Origin of the sequence: Streptomyces sp. ISL-43 (genome assembly GCF_018614195.1) — a bacterium.
Taxonomy (GTDB): domain Bacteria; phylum Actinomycetota; class Actinomycetes; order Streptomycetales; family Streptomycetaceae; genus Streptomyces.
In genome coordinates this window covers 142,609-165,905 of the sequence record NZ_JAGGOT010000034.1, presented here as the reverse complement: position 1 = coordinate 165,905, position 23,297 = coordinate 142,609, and the positions used below count along the sequence as shown (strand labels likewise).

Below are 23,297 nucleotides of genomic sequence, written 5' to 3'. Positions count from 1 at the left end.
GGCTGGCCTTTCAGGCTGCGTCGGGGTGGCTGCGGCGCGGAGCTCGGCGGCGCTTGGGGCGGCCAGCGAGTTCGGCTTCCCGTTCTCGGTACGCAGCCGTTGCGCACGCGGGGCAGGCGCGCTCGCCGAGCCGGAGGTGGATGCGGGCCCCGGTGCGGGTGCCGCCCTTGAGGTGCTCGTCGGCGAGGCTGGCGCGCCGTGCGGTTTCCACCTCGGTGGCACGCCAGGCCTCGCACTCGGCGCACGTCTCCCGCTTGACTCGGTGGCGCATGTAGCTGCTGAGGGTGGAGCACGCGGGCAGTCCGTTGGGGAATTTGCGGCGCTCGGTCTCGGTGAGCCCGCCCCACACGCCATGCGACACGTGGGTGGTCAATGCGTAGTCCCTGCAGGGGATGAGCAGCGGACAGGCGAGGCAGGCCTGGACGGCAGCCTCTTTGTCCTTGGCGCTCTTGGAGAACCACAGCTCGGGATTGGTCCGGCACGGGCGGGGGCCGCTGTCGGTCATCCAGTCGGTGGGGGTGGTCATGATGCGGTCCTCCACTGGAACGCGGCGAACGTGACGGTGTCGACTTCTTGGATGTGGAGGCTGATGCGGCCGCCCTTGACCACGGGGCCGATGCGCATGTCGGGGCCGACGACGCGGGTGTGGTCGTCGTCTTCGAGGACGCCTGCGTCGACGAGGCCGTCGACTGCGGCTTTGAACGACGGGTACCAGTTGGCCGGGTCGGCGCGGCGCCGTGACGGAGGGTGGAGCACTCCGAGGATGTATGCGCGCTGCAGCACCGGGCCGTCGCCGGCCGCTTCGAGCGCGGCCCACATGGTCGGGTCGTTGGCGCAGGCCTCCATCGCGGCGCCGCGGATGGCCGCGGTCAGCTTGGCTTTGACCGCGTGGTGGGGGCGCTGATTCGCGTTGAGCAGGGCCATTCCAGCGGGGAGGTTGATCGTGAAGTGGCGTGTCACAGCAGGGCCTCCTGTACGGGCTGCGGTGGGCAGCGGTGGTCGCGGAGTACGGGGTGGGTGTGGTGGGGCACGGTGAGGGGGTCGCGCCAGACGATGCGGCGGACGCCGAGGGTTGAGACGAGGAGCCGCCAAGTGAGGCGGCCTTCGGTGCGGGCCTGGATTTCGCCGGGCAGGTTGACAGGCGTCGGGTCTGCGGTCACGTGGAGGGCTGCGGTGCGGCCGGCCCACGCGGTGAGGATCGGGGCGCTGCAGCGGGGGCAGGTGCGTTCGATCGCATGGTCGGCGCTGGCGGCGATGCGGGCTGCGATGCCGGGATTGGTCATCGTGGGCCGCCGGAGGGCAGTGCCGTTGCAGTGCCGTTGATGGCACTGCTGTTTTCGCAGGTCAACAGTGGTGGCAGTGCCATCAGTGCCGTCAGGGCCAGTTTCTGAGCATTGGTGCTCTTGCGTGCGTACGGAGCTGGATAGCTCGTTTCAACGGCACTGATGGCACTGTCGTGCTGTGACCTGCGAGAACGACCAATTTCAATGGCACTTTTGATGGCACTGCAACGGCACTGCAACGGCACTTTGATCACGGTCACTTGTCGTCCCACCGATCATCAGCCGGTGCCTGCAACGCCACGTTGATGTACGAGTAGGTGCCGTTGCTCGGCTTCCGCGTGATCTGAAACCGGTCCTTCAGCTCGCGGCCAAGCTGGCGCGAGGGCAGCGGATCTTCACCCTCGCCTCGGCACCACTTCTCGTACGCGGTGCGGAACACGTCCGTGAGGGTGCGAACCTGGACGCCGCCGCCGACGTGGCAGGCCTCGTCGAGGAACCGGGCGAGCGCGTCTTCCTCGGCCGCGTACTGCGCGGTGGCCGCGGTCACGGACGCCGGGTCCTGGAGGCCGTCACGGAACACTGCGACTGCACCGGCGACGATCCAGGCGAGGATGCCCGGGGCCTCCTCGGAGATGAGGAGGAGGTCGAGGTCTTCGATGACCTCCTCGGGGGTGCGGGTGAAGGGCATGAGTCGCAGGCGCCGCCAGAACGATTTGCCGCCGGCGGATACGCGGGGCTGGTGGTTGCCCATCAGGAACAGCTTGTGCGTGGGCTCGAACGTGAAGTGGTCTTGCCGCATGAACCTTGCGGTGAGGCCGTCGCCGCCGGTGAGTTCCTTGACTTTGGCCTCGTCGAACTTGGCTTCTTGATTGACCTCGGAGGCGATGACGAGGCGGAGCCCGTGGAGCCGGGCGATCTCCGTCTCGTGGCGCTGGGCGCCGGCCATGAGGAATGCATTCGGCGCGGTGGCTGCGTAGTCGCCGAGGACGGCGCGGAGCACGTTGAGGAAGACACCTTTGCCGTTCCCGCCGGGGCCGTGGAGGAAGGGGAGGATGTGCCAGCGCACCGACCCTGATGCGGCGTACCCGGCCATCCGCTGGACGTAGCCCTTCAGCTCCGCGTCGTCGCCGAAGGTCTGGTCGAGGAACCTGTCCCACTTCGGCGTGGGCACGGCCGCGTCGGGGGCGATCTTCGTTGAGCGGGTGTGCATTTCGTCCGGGTCCGGCGCGGACAGTTCGCCCGTGGTCAAGTCGACGGCGCCGGCTGGGGTGTTTAGCAGCATGCGGTGCGCGTCGAGCTGGCCCGCGTGGACGACGACGCGCGGGTCGGTCTGCGCCATGGTGACCATCGCGGCGATCCCCGCGGTGGAGAGGGAGCGCATGCGGTGCTTGGCTTCACCCTCGCCGTTGGGGAGGTCGCGGGCGATTGCGCGGGCCATCTCGCGTACGGTCCCGGCTTCGTCCCATGCCCAGCGGTGTCCGTCCCAGCGGAGCCAGCGGCCGCGCTGCGGCACGTACCGGATCTCTTGCTCGTGCTCATCGATGAGGCGGAGTGCGTTCCCGTCGTCGGTGCGGGTGTACGTCTCGGGCCCGGCCTCGGCTACGGCGCTCGGGTGCTGCACCACGTTGAGTGCGGCGGTCCCGTCGATTGCGGGCCGGGGCGCGGGGACTGAGGTGAGGTGGCGGACCGGTTCGGGCGCGGGCGCGCCGTAGCCCTGGCGGCGCAGGGAGGAGGCTGCCGCGGAGTGGTCGCCGCTGTGGTTGAGGAGCGCGTAGGCACCGAACTTGGTGTACGGGCGTTCGGCCACGAACTCGGTGCTCGTGGTGAACACGTACAGCCGGTCGCGGTCGAGGGCGCGGCCGGTCGTGGCCGAGGGCTCGCGGCCGTCCTTCCCGGGGCGCTGCCAGTACGAGGTGGCACCCGACTTGAACATCGGCCTCCAGCCGTGCGGCAGGAGGATGTCCGGCCAGGACGCGCGGGCCTCGAAGTCGTCGCCCGGGGTGAGGCCACCCTCCGCGGCCGGGGTGCCGCTGCCGGAGAACAGGAACGCGGCCGCCTCGTCGAGGGGCTCGCCTATCACTTTTGCGGCATCGCGGAAGTGATCAAGCGTCTCGTCCGCGGGGACTGTGTCGAGCATGCGGCACACCGTGTGCAGCGCGCGGTGCTCTTCTGCGGTGATCGTGGGCAGTGTCGCGGGGCCGCCGGCGAGGAGTTCGTAGGGGCGGCCGGTCGCGTGCACGGTGCCGTGGCTTGGCGCGGTGACGACGAAGCCGCCTTCGCCGCGGGTCTCGATCAGGCCGCGCAAGATGCGCTTGTTCGGGTGGCGGACGAGGAGGTCGCGCTCCTGCTCGGTGAGCTCGTCCTCGCGGGCGAGCCGGGACGCAAGCTTGGTGTTCCCCGGGGCGCCGCTCGCGACGAGGTAGTGCATGTGGAGGCCGCCGGAAGGGGAGCGCTCCAGCCATCCGGTGGCGATGCGCGTCCACAGCTCGGTCATGCCCGAGTTGGCGAGGATCTCAACGAGCTTCGTGAGCACGCCCTCGTCGACGGCACGGCCCTCCAGTTCGAGCATTTCCAGGCCGCCGGAAACCTGGCCGCAGACGACGCCGAGGCCCGGGTGCCCACCAGCGAACCAGGCGCGTACCGCGTCCTCGCTGGCCCGCTCCGCCTGCGCCTGCTTCCAGTCGCCCTGTGGTCTCTTCGAGCCGTCCGTCCTGACGGCGACCACCGAGCAGCCAGCCGCGTGCAGCGCGAGCGCCGCGGCGAGCATGTCGGGTGTGGTGTCGCTCAACGTGGGCTCCTCGTCGTGCCGTGCGGATGGTGGTAGTGCCCCGGGCGGGAGTCGATCCCGCGCCCTCGCGGCGTGGATGCCGGGGCGGTGGGGCGTGATCAGTCGTGGTCGTAGAAATCGACTTCGATCCCGTGGCGGCGGACGGTCACAGCCGCGTGGTCGCCGAAGGCTTCGAGGAGGACATGTTCGAACTGGCCACACTCGACGGCGCCGCGCAGGGCCTGGCAGCGGTCGTAGCGCGCGCGGTCCGGGCCGGTGAACTTCTCGCCGATCCGCTTCTCGCGGCCGGGCCGTTCCGGGTCGGGCCCCCAGATTCCTTCCACCCTGCCGAGGCTGGGGTGATCGCCGTCGAGGTCGAGCTCGTACTCGTCCTCAACGTCCGTGTCAGCCTCAGTGCGGACCCAGCTTCCGTAGACGCTGAACTCGCACGGCTCGCCATCGTTGAAGTACGGGGTGTACTGCCGCCATCCGAACTCGACGACGACTGCATCGTCGAGCACCGCCTGAAGGATGGGCTGGAACTCTTCGATCGGCTTTTGCTCGACGCGGGAAGCGCCCTGTGTGATGTCCCCCTGCACGGGGATGCCGAGGAAGTTCTTTCCGGTCACTGGGTGCCTCCGGGCTGGGTGAGGAGAAGGTGCGAGAGCGGGACGGTCTTGCGCTGGCTGCCGGACATCCACGGCTTGATCGGCATGCCGTCGATGTAGTCGGCTGGCGAGGGAAGCCAGCCGAGATCTTCAAGGACGTGCTGTTCGGCGATCAGCCGTACGGGGACCTGGACGACGCTGCGGTTCTTGGGCACGTCGAGCGTCACGCCGAAGATCCGCTGCGCGAGCCAGATGCCGGTGGTGTGGTGGTAGAGCGAGCGGTGACGGACGTCGCCGATCACCTGCTTGGAGCTGTCGATGAACTCGTGGATCGGGAGGTACAGGTCGGGGCTGCCGCCCCACTTGCGGGCGGAGGACTGGGCGTGGTGCCAGGAGTTCACTCCGTGGGTCCTTCCTGAGGGCTTGGTCCGTCCGGGGCTGCGGGGGAGGTCTCGCAGCCCCGGACGGCGATCGGGTTAGAACGGCGGGGGCGCGGCTGCGGCTGCGGCCTGCTGCTGGGCGATGAGCGCGGCCGTGGCCGGGTTCGCCATCGCGGCGGCGATCTGCTCCGGGGTGAAGCCGGGGAGGGCCGGCGCCGGTGCGGCGGCCACGGGGGGCGCTGTGTACGGCTGTGCGGCAGGCTGCGGCGCGTACTGGGGTGCCGGTGCGGGTGCCTGGGCGCCCGGGTCCGGCGTGTGCAGTGCAGCCGTGGCCGCCGCGGTGTACGTCGCGGTGTACTGCTTCGGCGGGCTCATCCCGGGCCCCGACGCGGCCCCGTCGTGGGTGTAGGTGACGGCCAGGCCGCCGCCGACTTCCAGGCCGCGGGCTCCGGTGAGGCGAACCGCGTCTGCGATGGCGTTCTTGAGCTGGCCCTTGACGAACAGGCGACGCCGGCCGTCGTCGTCCTCGATCGCCGGGTCACGCAGGTCCGTCTGAACGGTCACGACGAGCTGCATCATCGGGTTTCCGTCTGACCAGAACTTCTTGTCGCCGGTCTTGATGTCCCGCTGCTGCTCGACGGTCGGCCGCTCGGTGATCCGGCCGCCGATGCTGGTGCCCGGCATGGGGAACTTTGCGGTGGGGGCGCCGCCGCCTCCCATGAGGAAGTCGTCGGCCGAGGGCGCCTGGTACTGCTGCGGTGTGGTCATCTGATTCTCGCTTCTGCTGTCTGCTGGTTGGTTCACGCCGGGGCCTGGTGGCTGGCGGGTCAGGCGATGAGTGCTTCGAGCGAAGCGCCCGCGTTGGGGCTCGGGGCGCCGGGGCATCCGGTTGCGAGGTCGTCGGATCCGGGCTTGAGCCAGGGACAGAACCGGCACTCGGGCTTTTCGGGGATCGGGATCATCCGCCAGTTCTCGGGGTGGAGATCGAGCTCCAGGGCCTGTGCGGTGTCGCGGATCCGGTCGAGCCGGGCGAGCGCGTCGAGGGCGATTTGTCGGTCGTAGGGTTCGGACCACACGTGGACCATGAGCTCGTGGTGTCGGCCGATGAACGTGACCGCGACCCGGGCGGGCGTGTGTCCGGCGTTCTCCTGACCGAGGCCGTACAGGTGGGCCTGGACCCGGTACTTGGTGCTGGGGCCCTGCCGCCGGTACTTGTCGTGCGACGACTTGCCGACGAGTTTCCAGTCGTTGTTCAGGAGGGCGAGGCGGTCGAACAGGTCCGAGCTGCCGGTCGTGGTGCTGGCCTCGGTTGGGCCCTGCCGCACGGTGACGCGCTCCTCGATCCGGTACCGGGGTCGGCCGTCGGGCAGCGGGGCTTGCCGGGCTTCGAACTGCGCGGCCATCCACATGTGGAATCCGGTGCCAATGATCGCGGCGATCGGGTCGCGGTCGCGGCTGGTCTCGGGCCAGTCGAGGAGTTTGTACGACAGCTGCCGTTCGCACGGCTCGCCGATCTCGGACGGGCCGATTGCCCGCTGCTGGCTGCGGGCACTGCCGCTGTCCGCGTCGATGATGAACTGCCCGATGCGTGCTGCCAGGGCCTGGCTGTACTCGTCGCTGCCGGTAGCGATCACTGTCCGGCCTCCACGTACGGCCGTGGCCTGTCCTGGCGGCGCTGCTGCCAACGCACGCCGGCCTGCACGTCCGAGCTGTTGAGGCCGAGCACGTCGTCGAGCTGCTGTTGCAGTTGGTCGGCGCGGCGCTGCTGTCGGGCGAGCGCAGCCGCGTGCTGCGCTCGCTGCTCGGCGAGCTCGGCCCGGTACCGCAGGCAGGCAGCGGCCAGGCGCTCCCGGCGTGCGGCGGCTGGTACCGCCTTCCGGCGATCGGCCCTCCGTGCGGCGACATACGCGCCGGCGTAGGCATCGGCGCGGGCGACGAGCCGGTTGTAGGTGGTGCGGCGGATGAACATCACTGCCCGTCCTTTACGTAGTTCGGGGTGTAGGAGACGCGGCCCGGCTCGCGGCGCTCGGTGAGGTAGCCGTAAGCGGCGAGGGCCTGGAGGGAATGCCGGGTGAAATGGATCGGCGGTTTCGGGCTGATGGCCTCGGTGACCCAGCGGTGCGCCTTGCCGGTGGTCCACTCGCCGCCGGTGTTGGTGATGTGGTTCGCCAGGCGCAGCGCCCGCTCGTCCAGGCCGGGAGCGGTCCGGGCCTTCGCGGTCTCGGCGTCGTAGTCGGCGATCAGCCGGTCGGCGTCCTCGGGACGGTGTATGAGCAGCAACGCCTCACGTAGTGCAGTACGGGCGCTCACGCGGCGCTCCCGCGGTCAGCGTTGAGCAGCGCGGCCAGGTACTCGGCGAACTGCGGGAACCCGGTCTCGATCACCGGCTCCGGGTAGCACGTGTAGACGCTGCCGTCCTCCGGATCGTGGCCCTCGTCGAAGCACTCCGGGGCGATTCCGGTCGGGCTGTCGGTGTCGTCCGTACTGAAACAGGTGCGCCACACGGGGGCCGGGCCCCCGCCAGCGAGCGCGGGCATCAGGAGTCGAACCGCGGTGCGGGCCTGGTCGAGGTCGCTCATGCTGCACCCCTCTCCGACTGGGTGGGCACCTTCGCCAGCAGCACGGGCCGGGCGGCGGCCGCCGGGTTGAACCGGGCCAGCACAGTGATCAGCGCGTCCAGCTCGCCCCTCAGCCGCAGTGCGGCCGTCAGGTCGAGACCGGTCTCCGCGTCGTCCATACCGGCGGCGTCCTCGACTGCGTCGAGGAGGTGGTCGAGTTCGCCCTCACGCGGGGACTGCACGGCCTCGGCGAGCGCGTCGAGCTGGGCGAGGATGTCGTCCCGGGCGTCCGGGTCACCCCACGTGGCGACGAGGGAGACGAGGGTGTCGTGGCGGATTTGGTCGGCGCGGAGGATCCCGGACAGCCACGTCGCGTCGCGGCGGATGGACAGGCCGGGCTCCCGGCTCGGGTTGGTGCTCACTGGTCCTCCAGGAGACGCGTGGTGCGGAGTGCGCGGCGCATCTGCATGCGGCGCAGGATCTGGTGGTTGGTCGGCAGCACCCAGGCGTGGACACCGGCGGCGGCGAAGTACCGGAGGCCGTGCTCGCCAGCGGAGATGCCGCAGTGACGGCAGCCGAACGGGGTGATCTCGCGGTCAGCCACGGGGCATCTCCGGGAGGTCGCGGCTGAGGCGGTGCTCGTGGTGGAGCGGCGACTCGTGCGGGTCTTCGGCCATCAGGGCGCGGATCCGCAAGGTCCCCGCGAGGGGCTCGATGACCGGCGCGGCGGGGTCCGGCGGGAAGAGCGGCGCCGGGCGGGTGCGCTCGGCTTCCAGCTCGGCCACCCGGGCCCGAAGCCGCTCGATGTCCCGGAGCCGGAAGTCCAGGTGCGCCCAGAGGTCGACCCTGACCTCTTCCTGCTCGGCCACCTGGGCGATCAGCCACTGCACTGCCGGGACCAGCGAGTCACCCAGCTCGAACGGCACCTTGCGGGGCTCGCCCATCGGGGCCAGCTCGCCGCGAAGCGCCATGTCCTCGTTGCGGCGCGCGGTCAACTCGGCAGCGCGCGTCGGGGACTGGAGCAACTGCGCCGACCCGAGGGCGAACACGATCGTGGCGACCATGTCGCAGAAGGAGTCCGGCGAGTTCAGCAGGGCCGCGTTCGCGGTCCGCAGCGCAAGCAACTCCGTCGGCGTGGGCGAGTGCGTCATGCCGCACGCTCCAGCGACACCGGCGCCGACACGCTGATACCGAACCCGGTCAGGTGAAGCGCAACGCCCTGGAACACGGCCTCGGCCACCAGCCAGGAGACACCGGTCTGGCCGTTCCACAGCTGCACGGTCTCGGCCGGCACCAGGAGTGCCGTCCGCCACGCCTCGAACTCGGCCGGGCTGTTCAGCTGGAGACCGACGGCGGTCTCCGTGGAGTGCATCGTCACGTACGGCGCGGGCAGGTGCCCGTACATCTGCGTCAGGCCCATCAGCGCGGCAGCGCCAGCGGCGTGCTGGTTCATGGGGTTCGTCTGCTCCGCGATGGCGGAGATGGCGACGGTAGGCTTGTGGTTCACGGTGTACCTCTCTGTCTGTGGTGGGTACTGCCGAGGGGCTGTCTCGGACCTAGCCGTCCGGGCGGCCCCGCTTGCTTGGGTCAGGCAGCGAGCGGGCGTTCGGCCTCGACGGCCGGCCGAGCGGAGTCGAATACCGCTTGCAGCTGCATCCGTAGCTCCATGCGCAGCGGGGGCGCCGCGTCCACGAGCTCTCTGATCGACTGGACCGCCAGAGGTCCGAGCCGCTGCTCGGCGGCCGCCCGGTTGAACGGGGCGGTCATGCTGCAGCCTTGAGCCGGATGCGCCCCGAGTGACGGGTCGAACGTCCGGTCGGGGTGAACAGGATCAGGACATCCACACCGATTGCCGCAGCGATCTGGCAGGCCGTGGGGTAGAAGACGGCTTCCTGTACGCCGGACAGCAGGTTGCCGATCGTGGATCGGGATACGTCGGCCTGAGAGGCGAGGTCCCGGACACTCATGGAGGCCCCGGTGCCGGTGCGCTTCATGAGCGTGGCCAGCAGCGTTCGGTCCACGAGTTGGTAGAGCGGAATGGTGTGCTCAGACATCAGCATCCGTCCATTTCATGCAGTGGAGTGTTGCACTGCTTGGATGGATGAAGCATTACACAGCTTGGACGCCTCGTCCAGCCTCTTGGATGACGTGTGCAGATTTGGCCAAACCGGCCGATGCGCCCTAGCGTGCGCCGTCGTACCGCATGGACAATCCGTCCGACGAGTGGGACGGCAGACCGGCCGCCACTTGGGGGGATAGGTGGACCGCCGCACTGGTCACATGGACACCCCACGGCCCATGACATGACTCGGAGTGGCAGGATGACCCTCATGGCTGCACAAGATCGTTCCCCCACGGCGGGGCGCACGCAGCTCAGAGACCTGGTACGGGAGCGCAAGGGCGCTCTGGGGCTGAGCTACGACCGCCTCGCAGCGCGCTGCATCGACCCGGAGTCGGGCGAGCAGGCCGTGAAATCCAGTTGGCTCCACCGGCTCGCGACGGACCTCCCCGTGCAGACGCCGGACTACGCGGCCCTTCGGGGACTCGCGGCCGGCCTCGACGTGCCCCTCGGCCGCGTCCAGGACGCAGCCGGCGCCGAGTTCTTCGGTATCGATGTCGTGTGGTCCGCCTCGGGTGAGGCTCGGGCGCTCGTGGAGGGCGCGGACAAGCTGACGCCTACTCAGCGTGAGCAGTTGCAGCGTCTGGTGGATTCGTTCACCCGACAGGAATAGGGGTTTCGGGCATATGCCCCCGGCGAGGCTCGTCACGCTTCGTGGTGAACCCGTGCTCCTAGTAGTCACAAGAGGTTCAATGCGGCACTATTGGCGGGACCGCCTGGGGGCGTGATGGGTCCGATAGTCTGCGTTGCGCCGTGTGGTTCGAACTCACGCACGGTTTGTGATGCAGGCAGCGCCAAGGGGGTCGCATGGCTGACAGTGACAAGGCGCGGGAGCGCCCGCGTGCACAGCAAGTACAGGTGGTCATCAGCCCCCTCGTGCCCGACGGGCGCGCGATGATCCCCATCCAGATGGCCGACCACACGGTCCTCGCCGTCCACCCGGACCACGTCAGCAAGCAGTTCGCCGACGAGCTTCAGCACCACTTCGCCCACGCCGAACAGGTCGGGCTGCTCACGAGTCAACACCTGCCGCGCCCCGACGCCAGGCCTCACCCCTGCGGGTGAATTAACTTGCTTAGCCAGCGCTCGGGTCGTCCGGCAGGAACCAGTGGAAGCCCTCCTCCAGGAAGACCGCCACGATGTTCACGGCGATCACCAGTCCCAGGAACCACAGCGCGGCCAGTCCCACCGTGCGGTACGGGCCCGGCCCTTCGGCCGGAATGGCCCGGTCCGCCGTGGCGTGGGCGAAGGCCAGGACGATCCCGACCGCGACGACCGAGGCCTGGAAGAGGATCCACGCCCATACGTACAGGTGCAGGCCGAACACCTCGCTCCCGAACCCCTTGTCGCCCGGCAGGATGTGCAGCATCGTCTGCCGCCACGACGCGAAGGAGCCCGCGATCACCGCGACGAGGGACAGGCCCCAGCCCATCATGTAGTCGCGGCCGGCGACCGCCCCCCGCGCCAGCGCGGTGCGGATGATGTGCGCGGCCCCCATCGCCGCCAGCAGCATGAACATCCGCTGCACGATGCAGAGCGGGCACGGGTACTCCCACAGCCCGAACTGGTAGAAGAGCCCGCCGCAGACCACGCCCGTCCAGCCGATGGCGAAGACGCACGCGAACCAGTACTGGACACGCCCCAGCAGCCCGCCCTCCAGCTGCGCCTCCGGAAGGAGGCTGGACATCGCGGCCACCGTCAGTAGCTCAAGGTGAGAGCGAGGCCGCTGGTGATGTGGTGCGCCATCAGCAGGATGACGGCGAGCAGCATGAGCCACCAGGCGCCGAGCACGACCGTCCGCGACGCGTCCCGGTACATCGCGATCAGCAAGGCGAGGAGGCCGCCGAAGATGAGGGTGTCCATGGCGCGGACCGTATCGACATAGGGACATACCGGGCGCGCGGCGCGCCCCCCGCGGCCGCCGGGTTACATCGGTTGCCCCGCCGTTCGCGCCGAGGGGGCGACGGTTGCCCCGCCCGCCCCGGGCTTGCGCGGTCAGTTGCCCCGCCGCTTGCGCCGGCCGCGCCCGGCGCGGGCCGCATCGCCCCGCCACCGGCCGTCCAGGGAGATCCACACCCGCACCTCGGTGCCGCCGAGCACCGAACGCCCGAGCCGCACGTCTCCGCCCGTGGATTCCGCGACGCGCCGCACGATGTCCAGGCCGAGGCCCGTCGAACCGTCACGGCCGCCGTCGTTGCCGCGCCGCAGGGCCGCGTCGGGATCGGCGATGCCGCCTCCCGCGTCCGAGACGAGCACGATGACCGCGTCCCCGGCGTCGTGGACGTCCACCGCGAAGGGAGTGCCCTCCGGGGTGTGCCGGAAGACATTGCCGAGCATGGCGTCCAGCGCGGCGGCGAGCTCGGGCCGGGCCACGGGGATCCGTACCGTGCGGTCGACCCCCGCGAGCCGGACCTCGCGCCCCTCGTCCTCCGCCAGCGCCGACCAGAAGTCCATCCGGTCGCGGATCACCTCGGAGGCGTCGCAGCCGGCGCCGGCGCCGCCCGTGGCCGAGGCGGGCGCGCGCTGCTCGCGGGCGGTACGGATGATCGTGTCGACCTCGCGCTCCAGCTGCTCCACGGCCGCCCGGGTCTGTTCCGCCGCCGGGCCGTCGCCGAGCGAGGCCGCGTTGAGCCGCAGCACCGTCAGCGGCGTCCGCAGCCGGTGCGAGAGGTCGGCGGCCAGCTCCCGCTCGTTGGCGAGGAGTTCCATCACCTGGTCCGCCATCGCGTTGAACGCGACGGCCGCCGAGCGCAGTTCCTTCGGCCCTTTCTCCGGGACCCGCGCCCCGAGCCGCCCCTCGCCCAGCTGGTGCGCGGCGTCCGCGAGGCGCTCGGCCGGCCGCACCAGGCGGGCGCCGAGCCGGTCCGCGACCGCCACCGAGCCCACGATCAGCGCGAGGCCGACGCCGGCGAGGACCACCCAGGCGGTGGCGACCCCATTGCTGACCTCGTTCTCGGGGACGAGGATCTCCACCACCGCGATGTCCCCGGAGCCGAGCGCGATGGGCTGGAGCAGCGCGGAGCCACCGCCCGCCACCGGGGCCGTGGCCGCCCGCCCGATCCGCCGGGTCTCGGCGACGGCGTGCTCGCCGGCCCAGCCGTCGCCGATGTCCACGTTCGGGCTGTCGCCCATGGCCGGGATGTGCACGGCCATCCGCCGCGCCGCGCCCATCTGCGTGGACTCCACCGCCTTGCGCAGCTGCGTCGGGTCGGTGGTGATGGACAGCGTCGGCCCGATGGTGGCGGCCTGCCGTTCGGCGTTGGAGAACGCCCGGTCGCTGGCCATCTCCTGGACGACCAGCCCCAGCGGTACGGCGAAGGCCACGACCACCATCACGGTGACCGCGAGGCACACCTTGACCAGCGCCCACCTCACTGCGGCGGCTCCAGCTTGACGCCCACACCTCGCAGCGTGTGCAGGTAGCGCGGGCTGGCGGCGGTCTCGCCGAGCTTGCGGCGCAGCCACGAGAGGTGGACGTCGATGGTCTGGTCGTCGCCGTAGGACTGCTGCCAGACCTCGGCGAGCAGTTCCCGGCGGGCCACGACCACGCCCGGTCGCCCGGCGAGGAAGGCCAGCAGGTCGAACTCCCGCCGCGTGAGGTCCAGTACCGCCCCGTCCAGCTCGGCCTGGCGCCTCAGCGGGTCGATGGCGAGGCCGCCGACGCGCAGGACGCGGGAGGGCGGTTCGGCTCCGGCGGCGGAGCGGGCGCGGCGCAGGACGGCGGCCATCCGGGCGGAGAGGTGCTCCACGGAGAAAGGTTTGGTCAGGTAGTCGTCGGCGCCGTCGTTGAGCAGCCGGACGATCTCCGCCTCGTCGTCGCGGGCGGTCGCGATGATCACGGGCACATCGGTGATGCCGCGCAGCATCTTGAGCGCCTCGGCCCCGTCCAGGTCGGGCAATCCGAGGTCGAGGATGACCAGGTCGAAGCGGTGGTGCGCGACCTCGCGCAGGGCCTCCAGGGCGGTACCGACGCTGCGCACGGTGTGCGAGGCCTCGGTCAGGTGCCGGATGAGGGCGGAACGTACGAACTGGTCGTCCTCGACCACGAGCACACTTGCCATGGCCCGCACCGTAGCCCATTCGGGGGATGCCCGAGGGTGCCGGGCCAGGCCTGGGACGGGTGGGGCAGTATGTCCCCCGATGCGACGAGGACTAGTACATGCGGGGGCGTGGACCCTTGCGACCGGGGCAGCGGTGTCGCTGTCGTGGTGGGGCGTGCACACGGTGATGTCCGGCACGGCCTACGATCCCCCGCTCGCGGTGCCGCTGGCCACGCGGCCGCTCTCCTCCTCGACGCACCAGGCGCAGCCCCCGGAGCCGTCCCCGTCCTCCTCGCCCTCCCCCTCGGCGTCCCCCTCGGCGTCCGCCTCGTCCGCCAAGCCGGCGGCGCCGCCCTCGCGGCAGGCGCCCGTAGCGCCGCCGGAGGGACAGGGCGGCGCGAGCGGGGACGTGAAGGCGTACAGCGTCTCCGGCGGGCGGGTCGTCTTCGGCCTCGGCGGTTCCTCGGGCGAGCTGGTCTCGGCGACCCCCGCGGCCGGCTGGCGGATGCAGGTGTGGAAGACGGAGTTCTGGATCCGCGTCACCTTCACCCGCGACGGCCGGGAGGTGTCGGTGTTCTGCACGTGGCACGACCATCCGCCGCTGGTGGAGATCGTCGACCCGTAGCACGGGGAGCCCGGCAGGATCCGAAAGCCCTTAGCGGAAGGCCGACGGCGGGGGCTCGGGCGAGGCCACCGCCGAGGCGTCCGCGACGGGGGCCGCGCCGCCCGCGAAGTCGGTGAGGGCGCGGCCGTGTTCGACCCGGCCGGGGTGGGGGTCGCTCGCGACGCGGCGGGTGAACTCGGCGAGCGGGAGCTCGCGGTCGGCGGCCACCAGGACGGCGTTGCCGAATCGTTTGCCCCGCCACACCACCGGGTCGGCTGCCAGCGCCAGCTCCGCGAACCGGGACGCGGTCGTCGCGATCTGGCCCCGCAGGTGGGTGAGGGGCGGACCGTCCGCGAGGTTCGCCACGTACCAGCCGCCCGGCGCCAGGGCCCGGCGTACGTCGTCCAGGAACTCGGCGCTCGTCAGGTGCGCGGGAGTGCGGGCGCCGCTGAACACGTCCGCGATCACCAGGTCGGCCCAGCCGTCGGGAATCTTGGCCAGCCCGGCCCGGGCGTCGACCGCCCGGACCCGGACCCGCGCCTGCGGGTCCAGCGGCAGGTGTTCCCGTACGAAGGCGACGAGTCCGGCGTCGATCTCCACGATCTGCTGCGTCGAGCGGGGGCGGGCGGCGGCCGTGTAGCGCGCGAGGGTGAAGGCGCCGCCGCCGAGGTGGAGCACGTTCAGGGGCTGGCGGGCGGGGGCGACGAGGTCGATCAGGTGGCCGATCCGGCGCTGGTAGGAGAAGTCCAGGTATCCGGGGTCGTCCAGGTCCACGTGCGACTGCGGGGCCCCGTCGATCAGCAGGGTCCAGGCGCGGGACCGCTCCCGGTCGGGCTCCAGTGAGGCCTGGCCGCCGTCCACCTGCCCGACGACCGCCTCGGAGGTGTCGCGCCCGCGCCGCTTGTCCTTGCCCTTGCCTGCCACGCCCCCATTATGGCTGGTCAGGGCATGGAGGGAGTCAGCAACAGTTGTCCGCGGCCTCGATCAGCCGGGCCGCCTCGCCGAGCGCCGCGCGCAGCACCTCCGGATCCGTGACCGGCCCGACGGCCTCGGGCGGCAGCAGCCAGCCGGTGGCGCCCGCGGCGGGCGAGGTGTCGCCGAAGCGCATGCCGCGCCCGTTGGTCTGGGTGCAGGCGCTGCCCGGGAGGTCCCAGGCGTCGGCGGTGCCGGGCGGGACGAGGAAGCCGAGGGTGCTGCCGGAGCCGTCGTGCAGGACCGGGCCGACGCCGCCCGCCTGGCTGGCCTGGCCGGCGGCCCGGCGGATGATGTCGACGGCCTCCAGCCCCTGCCGGGTGGGCACGGTGACCAGGTCCGGGGCGCCGGCGATCAGGGGGGTGCCGGTGATCGGGGGGGTGCCGGTGATCAGGGACGCGCCGGGCTCGGGCGCGGTGCTCGTTCCAGTGCTCTCCATGCCGCCCTCCACCAAGGGAACCCCTCCTCGATCCGCGTACGAGCCTCGCGGGAGTGGACACGGGAAGCCAGGAAGCCTCCTCCCACTCCGCATGGGTTCAACGCACGGGAACGTCAACAGGTGCGGCGGCAAGACGCTGCAAAGGATGGCAGTTCATGGCGGATCGTGGGTGAGATATCCGTTTTGTAGCCAAACACCGGGTCAACCCGCTGCCGCTGGCGGTACGTTCATGCCCGCCGGACACCCCGTCGCACCCCCACCGCACCGCTCCACGGCCACACCGCTCCACCGCGACACGGCCACAGGGCCACACAGTCACCGGCAGCGCGTCCCTTGCCCCAGAGAGGTCACGTCCATGGCGGCGTCCCCCCACTCGCCCAATTCCCCCTTCCGGCGGCTGCGCGGTCAGCACTCCCCGGCCGAGTTCGCCGCGATGGTGCGCAGGGCGGCGAAGGAAATCGGAGAAACGGTTTCCTGCGACGCCCGTTACATCGGCCGGGTCGAGTCCGGCGAGATCCGCTGCCCCAACTACGCCTACGAGCGGGTCTTCCTCCACATGTTCCCCGGCCGCACCCTGGCCGACCTCGGTTTCTCCCCGCGCGAGAGCGTCCGCGGCCGGCTGGCGCAGCGCGAACAGGCCTCGCCCTTCTCCCCCTTCACCAGGCACCCCAGCCCAGGTTCCCCTTCGCGTTCCAAGGAGAGCGACGTGCTGCGTCGCGCGTTCATGGCGGGCGGCTCCGCGACCGTGGCGGCCGCGACGCTCAGCCTCACCCTGCTCGGCGACACCCGCCGGCTCCCCTCCCGTGCCGGCGAGTCCGAGGCGGCCGCCGTCGAGGACGCCGTACGCCAGATCCGGCTGCTGGACGACCGGCACGGGGCGGACGCCCTGTACAGGCGGGCCGCGGAACCCCTGCGCACCGCCTACGCGTTGCTCGACGCGGGGGCGACCCGGCAGTCCACCGAGGACCGGCTGCACGCGGGCGCGGGCGAGCTGGCCATCTCGGTGGGCTGGCTCGCACACGACTCGGGCCGCTTCGACGACGCCCGCTCGCACTACGCGGAGGCACTCGCGACGGCCCGGGTCTCGGGGGACGCCGGGCTGGAGGCCCACGCCTTCAGCAACATGGCGTTCCTCGCCCGGGACTGCGGGCGCTCCCGCGAGTCGGTACGGGCGGCCCAGGCGGGCCGCCGCGCCGCCCGCGCCCTCGGTTCCCCGCGGCTGCTGTCCCTGCTGGCCCTGCGGGAGGCCGGGGGCTGGGCGGGGCTCGCGGACCGCAAGGCGTGTGAAGAGGCGCTGACCCGGGCCCACACGGAGTTCTCGCGCGGCCCGGCGGGAGCGGACCCCGAGTGGATGTCCTTCTTCGGCGAGGCCGAGCTGGAGTACCTGGAGTCCCGCTGCTGGGCGGCGCTCGGCGAGCACGCCCGCGCGGCCCGGCACGCCCGCAGGGCGGCGGACCTCCAGGATCCGCACTTCGCCCGCAACGTCGCCCTGTACACCGCCGAGCTGGCCGACGACCTGGCTCACGCGGGCGCCCCCGACGAGGCGGCCTGGGCCGGCGGCCGGGTGCTGGACCTGCTGGCCGAGGTCCAGTCGACGCGCATCCAGTCCATGCTGGCGGCGACGGCCCGCACCCTGGTCCCGCACCAGCGCTCCCCGCGCGTGGGCGCGTTCCTGACCCGCCACGCGCCGGCCTGACCCGCCACAGGCCCCGGCGGCCCCGTCCGGTCGGCCAGGCCCGGTCGTCGAAGTGGAGCCGGGCGCCACTTCGACGACCGGGCCTGCGGCCTACGCGTCCAGGTGGCCCGTGTCGTTCCAGCGCTCCAGCGCGGGGTCCCCGTACGCCCAGCCCAGGACCGACAGGGAGGTCGGGTCGAGGCGGATGCGGGCCCCGAAGGAGGCGTCGAAGCCGAGCCAGCGGGCGGCCAGCGTCCGCAGGATGTGGCCGTGGGCGAAGACCAGGACGTCGCGCTCGGCCGAACGGGCCCAGGTGACGACCTCGTCCGCGCGGGCCGAGACGTCCGCGACGGACTCGCCGCCCGGGACCCCGTCGCGCCAGATCAGCCAGCCGGGCCGGATCGCCTGGATCTCGGCCGGGGTCATGCCCTCGTAGTCGCCGTAGTCCCACTCCATCAGCACGTCCCACGGCTCGGCCTGGATGCCGAAGCCCGCCAGGTCGCAGCTCTCGCTCGCTCGCACCAGCGGGCTGGTGCGCACCTCAAGGCCGCGCAGGCTCGCCCACGGGTCGCGGCCGAGGCGCTCGCCGAGCAGTTTCGCGCCCCGCTTCCCCTCCTCCAGCAGGGGCACGTCCGTGCGTCCGGTGTGCTTGCCGAGCTGGGACCACGCCGTCTGGCCGTGACGGGCCAAGAGGATGCGGGGGGCCATATGAGTTCTCCCGGTCGAGAGGGCTGAAGAGCGAAACAGGGGCGGCACCGGCGGAACCATTCGCACGGCTTTGCGGGGATTCCGTCGTCCGTCCATCATCCATCACATGAACGGCGCGCAACCTACGCCAGTTCACACACGTCCTACGCCGTATGACTAATCGGCGGCAGCCCCCTCGTTGGTGGGCAGAACTGCTGCTCCTGGGACTCGTCTACGGCGCGTACTCGGGCGGCAGACTCCTCGCTCGGGGCGACGTACAACTCGCCGTCGACCACGGGCTGGCGATCCTGCGGCTGGAGGAGCTGCTGCGGCTCGACTTCGAGCGGCCGCTCAACCGGATCTTCACCCACCACGGGGTGCTCGGCATACCCGCCGACTTCGTCTACGCCTCCCTGCACTACCTCGTCACGCCGGCCGTGCTGGTCTGGCTCTACCGGCGGCGCCCGCAGCAGTATCGATTCGCCCGGACCTGGCTGATGATGTCCACCCTGCTCGGGCTCATCGGCTTCGCCCTGGTCCCCACCTGCCCGCCCCGGCTGCTCGACGCCTCGTACGGGTTCGTCGACACGATGTCCCGGTACAGCGGTTACGGCTGGTGGGGCGGCGAGGCCAGCGCCCCGCGCGGACTGGGCTCCTTCACCAACCAGTTCGCCGCCATGCCCAGCCTGCACGTGGGCTGGGCCCTGTGGTGCGGGATCCTGCTGTGGCGCTGCGGGCGCCGGCCGCTGGTGCGGGCGCTGGGCGCGGCCTACCCCGCCGTCACCGCCCTCGTGGTCATGGGCACGGCCAACCACTACTTCCTCGACGCCGTCGCCGGGGCCGCCGTCATGGGCATCGGCTTCCTCGCGGCCCGGGCCCTGCCCGCCTGGTCCGCCCCGCACACCGGCCGGAGCGCCGGTTTCCGCGGTAAGTCCACGATTGTCAGTGGCGGATGGGACACTTCCGCGGGTGAGCTCCTACCCGTCCAGCGGTCAGCCACCGAAGACCTCGCAGCCGACGACCCGGCCCCCGAGGACACTGCGGCAGCGGCTCGCTGACCTGCGCGGTCCCGCCGTCCCGCCCCGCCCGCTCGACGCCCGCGCGCTGGCGGCGCTCGCCGCCAACCCGGGCTGCGGCAGACGCGCCCTGCTCGACAGCGCCGGCGTGGACAAGACCGCCCTCGCGGCGGCCCTCGGCTCGCCCGCCGCCTTCGGGCAGTCGCAGTTCGCCATCGTGCGCGGGAACTCCTTCGAGGCCAAGGTCAAGGGCGACGGCGGAGCCGAGCTCCTGCGACTCGTGTACGAGCACATCGGCGCGGGGCCGGGCGGCGCGGCCGAGCCGCCCGGTCCGGACGCGCTCGTGCCCGAACTCACCGCCGCCGGGCCGCAGGGCCGCGCCGCCCGCACCGCGCTCGCGCTGCGGGACGCGACCGCCGCCGGGGCCTGGACCCTGCTCGACCACCCGATGCTCGCCCTGGACGTGGCCGGCTCCCCCGCCTATCTGGAGCCGGACGCCGTCGTCGTGCACCCCGACGGCCGCTGGACCGTCGTGGAGATCAAGTCCTTCCCGATGATCGACGGGGCCGCCGACGCCGCCAAGGTGGGCGCCGCCGCCCGCCAGGCCGCCGTCTACGTACTGGCCCTGGAGACGACCGCCGCGAAGCTGGCCGGCGCCGAGGTCGGGCACACCGTGCTGCTCGTCTGCCCCAAGGACTTCTCCAACCTGCCCACCGCCGCCGCCGTCGACGTCCGCCGCGAGCGCGCCGTAACCCGGCGCCAGCTGGAACGCCTCACCCGGGTCGAGGAGCTGGCCGGCGCCCTGCCCGAGGGGCTCAGCTTCGACCCGGCGCGCTCCGCCGAGGAGCTGACCGAGGCCGTCTCCGCCGTGTCCGCCGCCTACGCCCCCGAGTGCCTCGCCGCCTGCGAGCTGGCCTTCCACTGCCGGGACCGGGCGCGCGGGGCCGACGAGGTGACCGCGCTGGGCCGTTCCGTGCGGGGCGAGCTGGGCGCGCTGACCACCGTCGAGGCCGCCCTCGCGGCGGCCGCCGGGTGCGGCGCTCCCGCAGGCCCCGGCCCCGTCGCCGAAGCCGCCGCCGCCTCCGCCTCCGCCTCCGCCTCCGAGGACCCGACCGCGGCGGCGCTGCGGTACGCCGCCCGGCTGCGCGCCGAGGCGCTGGAGCAGGCCCCCGCCCGTACCCGCCCGGAGGCCGCCGCATGTCCCTGCTGACCACCCTGGCCAGGCTTCAGGCCGTCCGGGCGGGCCGGGCCCAGGCCCTGGCGACCGTACGGCACCGGCATCTGAGCGAGCGCCCGCTGGTCTTCGTACCGCTGACGACGGCGGGCGAGGCCGGGGCTCCGCTCGGCGCGATGTTCGGCACCGACCCGGACGAGCCGCAGGTCCTCGTCATACCGCAGCCGCGCGACCGCGACCTGCGGTGGGAGTTCCTGGCGGAGCTCGCCGGGCACGTCGTCCCGTACATCGACTCGTACGCGGACGACGTCGAGCCGGCCGAGCACACCGAGACCGATCCGGAGACGGGCAAGCGGGTCAAGGTGGAGGCCGAGCTCTGCGTGGACGCGCCGCAACTGATCGTGCCGAGCCGCGCGGGCGTGGAGTACGTACGGCTGCTGGGGCGGTCCATGCGGTTTCGGCGGACCGCCGAGGAGGACCCGGAGAACCCGTATCCGGCGCCCGCGCAAGTACCGCTGCTGGGGCGCTGGTTCACGCACCTCGCCGAGCGCTCGCGGGTGCCGGGGTCGTCGATGCTGCTGTCGGCGACGGATCTGCTGTCCCGGCACTGGGCGAGCGGCCAGAGCAATCTGGAGGACCAGCACCTGCGGGCCCTGCTGGCGTGGATCGACCCCCCGCGGGGCGAGTCCGGCGCCGAGCGGGCGCTGCGCGCGGAGCTCGGCCGGGGCGCGGACGGCCAGTTGCTGGTCCCGCCGGCCGGTCCGGCCACCGATCCGGCCTTCGACAACAAGCTGCTGGCCCCGGCGATCGCGAAGTTCGACGCGGCGCGGGCGGCCGGGCCCCGGGGAGCCGACGGGGCCCGGTCCGCCGAGCTGGCGGTCCGGCGGCTGGTCGAGACCCAGATGGAGAGCACCTGGCACGCGGTGTGGCAGGCCGTCGGCCTGCTGCGCGAACTGCCCGCCGGGCAGCGGACCGAGGAGCGCTGGACCGGCGACCGCTGGTCGTACACCGGGCACCGGGACCGGGTGCGGGCCGGCGAGGCGCCGCAGCCGCGCCGCGACGACGCGGTGACGGCGGCGCGCAAGCTCGCGAAGCGGGAGACCGAGCAGGTCAGGCTCGACGCGCAGGAGGCACTGGACGACCCGCTGGTGATGGCCGGCCGGCGGCTCGCGGGCGAGGCCTTCGCCGGCGAGGTCACCGAAGTGGTCATGGAGTGGACGGACTCGAAGCGGCCGAGCCCGCGCCCGCTGGTGACGGTGGCCACGGAGGACCGGCCGCAGCTCACCGACGGCGGCGGTGAAGGCGGCAGCGGCGGCGCGAAGGTGTACCGCTCGCTGGACGGGCGCCCGCAGAGCGCCCGGTTCGTGCGCTGGGAGGAGGACGGCCGGCTCGTGCTGCGCCTCCTCGACAAGATGGGCCGCGGCAAGGATCCGGAGGCGGGCTCGGTGCCGGAGAAGGGCGACCGGGTCTGCTGGACGCTGTTCGAGCACGACTCGCGCGGCGGCCCGAAGCTGCCGGACCCCGAGCAGACCCCGTGGACCCACGGCGGTCCGCCCGCCCACCTGACCGGCTCGGCTCCCACGCTGCCGCTGCCCGACCCCGTGACCGACGAGGACCTTCTGTGAGTTTCGATCCGGGCACCGCGGCCGACGGGGCCGTCGCTGCCATCCTCCACGACACGCTGCACGGCAAGGCGCGGGGCGTGGTCGTCGACTCCCCGCCCGGAGCCGGCAAGTCCACGCTGGTGGTGCGCGCGGCGCGGGAGCTGGCGGCGGCCGGGCGGCGGCTGATGGTGGTCGCGCAGACCAACGCGCAGGTCGACGACCTGGTGTTGCGGCTGCACGGGAAGGATCCGGGCCTGAAGGTCGGCCGGCTGCACAGCAGCGACGCGGACGCCTACGATCCGGCTCTGCGCGAGCTGGACTCGGTGGTCCTCTCGGCGAAGCCCGCGGACCTCGCCGGGCTGCCGGTCACCATCTCCACGGCGGCCAAGTGGGCGTGGGTCAAGGACGTGGAGCCCTGGGAGCACGCCATCGTGGACGAGGCGTACCAGATGCGCTCGGACGCGCTGCTGTCGGTGGCCGGGCTGTTCGACCGGGCGCTGTTCGTGGGCGACCCCGGGCAGCTGGATCCCTTCAGCGTGGTCGGCGCCGAGCAGTGGGCCGGGCTGTCCTACGACCCGTCCGCCTCGGCGGTCAGCACCCTGCTCGCCCACAATCCGACCCTGCCGCAGCACCGGCTACCGGTCTCGTGGCGGCTGCCGGCCTCGGCCGCGCCGCTGGTCTCCCGCGCCTTCTACCCGTACACGCCGTTCCGCAGCGGTACGGGCCCCGGCGAGCGGCGGCTGTCCTACGGGGTCGCGGGCGACGGCTCGGGCCCCGACCGGGTGCTGGACGAGGCCGCGGAATCGGGCTGGGGGCTGCTGGAGCTGCCGGCCCGGCACACGCCCCGGACCGACCCGGAGGCGGTGCGGGCGGTGGCCCTGGTGGTCCGCCGTGCCCTGGACCGGGGCGCGGTGACGGTGGACGAGCAGCCCGGCGGCCCGTCCCCGCTGACGGCCGACCGGATCGCGGTGGGCACCGCGCACCGCGACCAGGCGTCCGCGGTCCGCGCGGCGCTGGCCGCGCTCGGGGTCACCGGCGTCACCGTGGACACCGCGAACAGGCTCCAGGGCCGCGAGTACGACCTCACCGTGGTCCTCCACCCCCTGTCGGGACGCCCGGACGCGACCGCCTTCCACCTGGAGACGGGCCGGCTGTGCGTGCTGGCCTCGCGGCACCGGCACGCCTGCGTGGTGGTGGCCCGGGCCGGGATAGCGGAACTGCTGGACGACCACCCGTCGACGGAGCCCGTGCAGCTGGGGGTGACGGTGAAGTTCCCGGACGGCTGGGAGGCCAACCACTCGGTGCTGGCGCACCTGGCGGAACACCGCGTGAGCTGGCGCCCCTAGGCCCCATCCAGGTCCTGTCCGGGCG

Annotated in this window: 33 protein-coding genes; 8 read left to right on the top strand and 25 right to left on the bottom strand. The window is 72.3% G+C overall.

Features of this window, described 5'->3' with window-relative positions:
- Nucleotides 1–10: 10 nt before the first annotated feature.
- The 18 genes from J7F03_RS20635 to J7F03_RS20550 all read right to left on the bottom strand — a co-directional run bounded on the left by J7F03_RS20635 (nucleotide 11) and on the right by J7F03_RS20550 (nucleotide 9,650).
- The gene (locus J7F03_RS20635) at nucleotides 11–526 is read right to left on the bottom strand and encodes a WhiB family transcriptional regulator (protein ID WP_214951492.1); all 516 of its coding nucleotides are present in this window, start codon (nucleotides 524–526) and stop codon (nucleotides 11–13) included.
- Nucleotides 523–960 carry a hypothetical protein gene (locus J7F03_RS20630; RefSeq protein WP_214951490.1) on the bottom strand — a complete coding sequence of 146 codons (438 nt, stop codon included), beginning with the start codon at nucleotides 958–960 and terminating at the stop codon, nucleotides 523–525. Before J7F03_RS20630 ends, J7F03_RS20635 begins: the two co-directional genes overlap by 4 nt.
- Nucleotides 957–1,283 carry a hypothetical protein gene (locus J7F03_RS20625; RefSeq protein ID WP_214951488.1) on the bottom strand — a complete coding sequence of 109 codons (327 nt, stop codon included), beginning with the start codon at nucleotides 1,281–1,283 and terminating at the stop codon, nucleotides 957–959. The genes J7F03_RS20630 and J7F03_RS20625 overlap by 4 nt, the downstream gene beginning before the upstream one ends.
- Nucleotides 1,280–1,543 (bottom strand): hypothetical protein, encoded by a 264-nt coding sequence (locus J7F03_RS20620; RefSeq protein ID WP_214951486.1) that lies wholly within the window; start codon nucleotides 1,541–1,543, stop codon nucleotides 1,280–1,282. Before J7F03_RS20620 ends, J7F03_RS20625 begins: the two co-directional genes overlap by 4 nt.
- Nucleotides 1,540–4,071 (bottom strand): phage/plasmid primase, P4 family, encoded by a 2,532-nt coding sequence (locus tag J7F03_RS20615; protein WP_214951484.1) that lies wholly within the window; start codon nucleotides 4,069–4,071, stop codon nucleotides 1,540–1,542. The genes J7F03_RS20620 and J7F03_RS20615 overlap by 4 nt, the downstream gene beginning before the upstream one ends.
- Nucleotides 4,072–4,169: 98 nt before the next feature.
- Nucleotides 4,170–4,649: a hypothetical protein gene (locus J7F03_RS20610; RefSeq protein WP_214951482.1), complete on the bottom strand. Its 480-nt coding sequence runs from the start codon at nucleotides 4,647–4,649 to the stop codon at nucleotides 4,170–4,172.
- A 26-nt stretch (nucleotides 4,650–4,675) separates the two neighbouring features.
- Nucleotides 4,676–5,059 carry a hypothetical protein gene (locus J7F03_RS20605; protein ID WP_214951480.1) on the bottom strand — a complete coding sequence of 128 codons (384 nt, stop codon included), beginning with the start codon at nucleotides 5,057–5,059 and terminating at the stop codon, nucleotides 4,676–4,678.
- 75 nt (nucleotides 5,060–5,134) lie between these two features.
- Nucleotides 5,135–5,806 (bottom strand): hypothetical protein, encoded by a 672-nt coding sequence (locus J7F03_RS20600; RefSeq protein ID WP_214951478.1) that lies wholly within the window; start codon nucleotides 5,804–5,806, stop codon nucleotides 5,135–5,137.
- Between the two features lie 59 nt (nucleotides 5,807–5,865).
- Nucleotides 5,866–6,672 (bottom strand): hypothetical protein, encoded by an 807-nt coding sequence (locus tag J7F03_RS20595; RefSeq protein WP_214951476.1) that lies wholly within the window; start codon nucleotides 6,670–6,672, stop codon nucleotides 5,866–5,868.
- Complete coding sequence (locus J7F03_RS20590; protein WP_214951474.1) at nucleotides 6,669–7,007, bottom strand: hypothetical protein; 339 nt, start codon at nucleotides 7,005–7,007, stop codon at nucleotides 6,669–6,671. Before J7F03_RS20590 ends, J7F03_RS20595 begins: the two co-directional genes overlap by 4 nt.
- Complete coding sequence (locus tag J7F03_RS20585; protein ID WP_214951472.1) at nucleotides 7,007–7,348, bottom strand: hypothetical protein; 342 nt, start codon at nucleotides 7,346–7,348, stop codon at nucleotides 7,007–7,009. Before J7F03_RS20585 ends, J7F03_RS20590 begins: the two co-directional genes overlap by 1 nt.
- On the bottom strand, nucleotides 7,345–7,617 hold the full coding sequence (locus J7F03_RS20580; protein ID WP_214951470.1) for a hypothetical protein: 273 nt from the start codon (nucleotides 7,615–7,617) through the stop codon (nucleotides 7,345–7,347). The genes J7F03_RS20585 and J7F03_RS20580 overlap by 4 nt, the downstream gene beginning before the upstream one ends.
- On the bottom strand, nucleotides 7,614–8,018 hold the full coding sequence (locus tag J7F03_RS20575; protein WP_214951468.1) for a hypothetical protein: 405 nt from the start codon (nucleotides 8,016–8,018) through the stop codon (nucleotides 7,614–7,616). Before J7F03_RS20575 ends, J7F03_RS20580 begins: the two co-directional genes overlap by 4 nt.
- Nucleotides 8,015–8,200, bottom strand: coding sequence for a hypothetical protein (locus tag J7F03_RS20570; protein WP_214951466.1), 186 nt, complete (start codon nucleotides 8,198–8,200; stop codon nucleotides 8,015–8,017). Before J7F03_RS20570 ends, J7F03_RS20575 begins: the two co-directional genes overlap by 4 nt.
- Nucleotides 8,193–8,747 carry a hypothetical protein gene (locus J7F03_RS20565; RefSeq protein ID WP_214951464.1) on the bottom strand — a complete coding sequence of 185 codons (555 nt, stop codon included), beginning with the start codon at nucleotides 8,745–8,747 and terminating at the stop codon, nucleotides 8,193–8,195. The genes J7F03_RS20570 and J7F03_RS20565 overlap by 8 nt, the downstream gene beginning before the upstream one ends.
- Nucleotides 8,744–9,103, bottom strand: coding sequence for a hypothetical protein (locus J7F03_RS20560; RefSeq protein ID WP_214951462.1), 360 nt, complete (start codon nucleotides 9,101–9,103; stop codon nucleotides 8,744–8,746). The genes J7F03_RS20565 and J7F03_RS20560 overlap by 4 nt, the downstream gene beginning before the upstream one ends.
- An 80-nt stretch (nucleotides 9,104–9,183) precedes the next feature.
- Nucleotides 9,184–9,363 carry a hypothetical protein gene (locus J7F03_RS20555; RefSeq protein ID WP_214951460.1) on the bottom strand — a complete coding sequence of 60 codons (180 nt, stop codon included), beginning with the start codon at nucleotides 9,361–9,363 and terminating at the stop codon, nucleotides 9,184–9,186.
- Complete coding sequence (locus J7F03_RS20550) at nucleotides 9,360–9,650, bottom strand: helix-turn-helix domain-containing protein (protein WP_214951458.1); 291 nt, start codon at nucleotides 9,648–9,650, stop codon at nucleotides 9,360–9,362. The genes J7F03_RS20555 and J7F03_RS20550 overlap by 4 nt, the downstream gene beginning before the upstream one ends.
- Nucleotides 9,651–9,926: 276 nt before the next feature.
- On the opposite strand from J7F03_RS20550, the gene J7F03_RS20545 reads away from it, so the two are divergent.
- Both J7F03_RS20545 and J7F03_RS20540 read left to right on the top strand, forming a co-directional pair.
- Nucleotides 9,927–10,328: an XRE family transcriptional regulator gene (locus J7F03_RS20545; RefSeq protein WP_214951456.1), complete on the top strand. Its 402-nt coding sequence runs from the start codon at nucleotides 9,927–9,929 to the stop codon at nucleotides 10,326–10,328.
- 194 nt (nucleotides 10,329–10,522) lie between these two features.
- A complete protein-coding gene (locus J7F03_RS20540) occupies nucleotides 10,523–10,780 on the top strand; it encodes a hypothetical protein (RefSeq protein ID WP_214951454.1) in 258 nt (85 codons plus the stop codon).
- A gap of 10 nt (nucleotides 10,781–10,790) precedes the next feature.
- Here J7F03_RS20540 and J7F03_RS20535 read toward each other — a convergent pair whose 3' ends face one another.
- The 4 genes from J7F03_RS20535 to J7F03_RS20520 form a co-directional block, all read right to left on the bottom strand.
- Nucleotides 10,791–11,402, bottom strand: a complete 612-nt coding sequence (locus J7F03_RS20535; RefSeq protein ID WP_214951452.1) for a disulfide bond formation protein B — start codon at nucleotides 11,400–11,402, stop codon at nucleotides 10,791–10,793.
- Nucleotides 11,403–11,413: 11 nt separating this feature from the next.
- The gene (locus tag J7F03_RS20530; protein ID WP_214951450.1) at nucleotides 11,414–11,578 is read right to left on the bottom strand and encodes a DUF5993 family protein; all 165 of its coding nucleotides are present in this window, start codon (nucleotides 11,576–11,578) and stop codon (nucleotides 11,414–11,416) included.
- Nucleotides 11,579–11,710: 132 nt separating this feature from the next.
- The gene (locus J7F03_RS20525; RefSeq protein ID WP_214951448.1) at nucleotides 11,711–13,090 is read right to left on the bottom strand and encodes a HAMP domain-containing sensor histidine kinase; all 1,380 of its coding nucleotides are present in this window, start codon (nucleotides 13,088–13,090) and stop codon (nucleotides 11,711–11,713) included.
- On the bottom strand, nucleotides 13,087–13,776 hold the full coding sequence (locus tag J7F03_RS20520) for a response regulator transcription factor (RefSeq protein WP_214951446.1): 690 nt from the start codon (nucleotides 13,774–13,776) through the stop codon (nucleotides 13,087–13,089). Before J7F03_RS20520 ends, J7F03_RS20525 begins: the two co-directional genes overlap by 4 nt.
- A gap of 79 nt (nucleotides 13,777–13,855) precedes the next feature.
- Between J7F03_RS20520 and J7F03_RS20515 the strand changes: the two genes are divergently transcribed.
- Complete coding sequence (locus tag J7F03_RS20515) at nucleotides 13,856–14,380, top strand: hypothetical protein (protein WP_214951444.1); 525 nt, start codon at nucleotides 13,856–13,858, stop codon at nucleotides 14,378–14,380.
- Nucleotides 14,381–14,410: 30 nt separating this feature from the next.
- On the opposite strand, the gene J7F03_RS20510 is transcribed toward J7F03_RS20515, so the two are convergent.
- Together J7F03_RS20510 and J7F03_RS20505 are read right to left on the bottom strand one after the other, a co-directional pair.
- Nucleotides 14,411–15,283: a spermidine synthase gene (locus J7F03_RS20510; protein WP_214951442.1), complete on the bottom strand. Its 873-nt coding sequence runs from the start codon at nucleotides 15,281–15,283 to the stop codon at nucleotides 14,411–14,413.
- A 34-nt stretch (nucleotides 15,284–15,317) separates the two neighbouring features.
- The gene (locus tag J7F03_RS20505; protein ID WP_214951440.1) at nucleotides 15,318–15,770 is read right to left on the bottom strand and encodes a hypothetical protein; all 453 of its coding nucleotides are present in this window, start codon (nucleotides 15,768–15,770) and stop codon (nucleotides 15,318–15,320) included.
- 355 nt (nucleotides 15,771–16,125) lie between these two features.
- Here J7F03_RS20505 and J7F03_RS20500 point away from each other — a divergent pair, with 355 nt between their 5' ends.
- Complete coding sequence (locus J7F03_RS20500) at nucleotides 16,126–17,466, top strand: tetratricopeptide repeat protein (RefSeq protein ID WP_214951438.1); 1,341 nt, start codon at nucleotides 16,126–16,128, stop codon at nucleotides 17,464–17,466.
- 90 nt (nucleotides 17,467–17,556) lie between these two features.
- On the opposite strand, the gene J7F03_RS20495 is transcribed toward J7F03_RS20500, so the two are convergent.
- Complete coding sequence (locus tag J7F03_RS20495) at nucleotides 17,557–18,153, bottom strand: histidine phosphatase family protein (RefSeq protein ID WP_214951436.1); 597 nt, start codon at nucleotides 18,151–18,153, stop codon at nucleotides 17,557–17,559.
- A 152-nt stretch (nucleotides 18,154–18,305) separates the two neighbouring features.
- On the opposite strand from J7F03_RS20495, the gene J7F03_RS20490 reads away from it, so the two are divergent.
- The 4 genes from J7F03_RS20490 to J7F03_RS20475 are packed head-to-tail and all read left to right on the top strand — an operon-like array spanning nucleotide 18,306 to nucleotide 23,272.
- Entirely contained in the window at nucleotides 18,306–19,190 is an 885-nt protein-coding gene (locus tag J7F03_RS20490; RefSeq protein WP_214951434.1) for a phosphatase PAP2 family protein, read from the top strand.
- Entirely contained in the window at nucleotides 19,102–20,358 is a 1,257-nt protein-coding gene (locus tag J7F03_RS20485; RefSeq protein ID WP_214951432.1) for a hypothetical protein, read from the top strand. The genes J7F03_RS20490 and J7F03_RS20485 overlap by 89 nt, the downstream gene beginning before the upstream one ends.
- On the top strand, nucleotides 20,346–21,947 hold the full coding sequence (locus J7F03_RS20480) for a hypothetical protein (protein WP_214951430.1): 1,602 nt from the start codon (nucleotides 20,346–20,348) through the stop codon (nucleotides 21,945–21,947). The genes J7F03_RS20485 and J7F03_RS20480 overlap by 13 nt, the downstream gene beginning before the upstream one ends.
- A complete protein-coding gene (locus tag J7F03_RS20475; protein ID WP_214951428.1) occupies nucleotides 21,944–23,272 on the top strand; it encodes an AAA domain-containing protein in 1,329 nt (442 codons plus the stop codon). The genes J7F03_RS20480 and J7F03_RS20475 overlap by 4 nt, the downstream gene beginning before the upstream one ends.
- Nucleotides 23,273–23,297 lie beyond the last annotated feature (25 nt).

Coding starts and splice junctions, on each gene's coding strand:
- J7F03_RS20480 (WP_214951430.1), top strand. CDS start 20,346: ATGTCCCTGCTGACCACCCTGGCCAGGCTTCAGGCCGTCCGGGCGGGC.
- J7F03_RS20545 (WP_214951456.1), top strand. CDS start 9,927: ATGGCTGCACAAGATCGTTCCCCCACGGCGGGGCGCACGCAGCTCAGA.
- J7F03_RS20625 (WP_214951488.1), bottom strand. CDS start 1,283: ATGACCAATCCCGGCATCGCAGCCCGCATCGCCGCCAGCGCCGACCAT.
- J7F03_RS20490 (WP_214951434.1), top strand. CDS start 18,306: ATGACTAATCGGCGGCAGCCCCCTCGTTGGTGGGCAGAACTGCTGCTC.
- J7F03_RS20540 (WP_214951454.1), top strand. CDS start 10,523: ATGGCTGACAGTGACAAGGCGCGGGAGCGCCCGCGTGCACAGCAAGTA.
- J7F03_RS20495 (WP_214951436.1), bottom strand. CDS start 18,153: ATGGCCCCCCGCATCCTCTTGGCCCGTCACGGCCAGACGGCGTGGTCC.
- J7F03_RS20500 (WP_214951438.1), top strand. CDS start 16,126: ATGGCGGCGTCCCCCCACTCGCCCAATTCCCCCTTCCGGCGGCTGCGC.
- J7F03_RS20580 (WP_214951470.1), bottom strand. CDS start 7,617: ATGAGCGACCTCGACCAGGCCCGCACCGCGGTTCGACTCCTGATGCCC.
- J7F03_RS20535 (WP_214951452.1), bottom strand. CDS start 11,402: ATGTCCAGCCTCCTTCCGGAGGCGCAGCTGGAGGGCGGGCTGCTGGGG.
- J7F03_RS20565 (WP_214951464.1), bottom strand. CDS start 8,747: ATGACGCACTCGCCCACGCCGACGGAGTTGCTTGCGCTGCGGACCGCG.
- J7F03_RS20505 (WP_214951440.1), bottom strand. CDS start 15,770: ATGGAGAGCACTGGAACGAGCACCGCGCCCGAGCCCGGCGCGTCCCTG.
- J7F03_RS20555 (WP_214951460.1), bottom strand. CDS start 9,363: ATGACCGCCCCGTTCAACCGGGCGGCCGCCGAGCAGCGGCTCGGACCT.
- J7F03_RS20590 (WP_214951474.1), bottom strand. CDS start 7,007: ATGTTCATCCGCCGCACCACCTACAACCGGCTCGTCGCCCGCGCCGAT.
- J7F03_RS20515 (WP_214951444.1), top strand. CDS start 13,856: ATGCGACGAGGACTAGTACATGCGGGGGCGTGGACCCTTGCGACCGGG.
- J7F03_RS20600 (WP_214951478.1), bottom strand. CDS start 5,806: ATGACCACACCGCAGCAGTACCAGGCGCCCTCGGCCGACGACTTCCTC.
- J7F03_RS20530 (WP_214951450.1), bottom strand. CDS start 11,578: ATGGACACCCTCATCTTCGGCGGCCTCCTCGCCTTGCTGATCGCGATG.
- J7F03_RS20635 (WP_214951492.1), bottom strand. CDS start 526: ATGACCACCCCCACCGACTGGATGACCGACAGCGGCCCCCGCCCGTGC.
- J7F03_RS20550 (WP_214951458.1), bottom strand. CDS start 9,650: ATGTCTGAGCACACCATTCCGCTCTACCAACTCGTGGACCGAACGCTG.
- J7F03_RS20520 (WP_214951446.1), bottom strand. CDS start 13,776: ATGGCAAGTGTGCTCGTGGTCGAGGACGACCAGTTCGTACGTTCCGCC.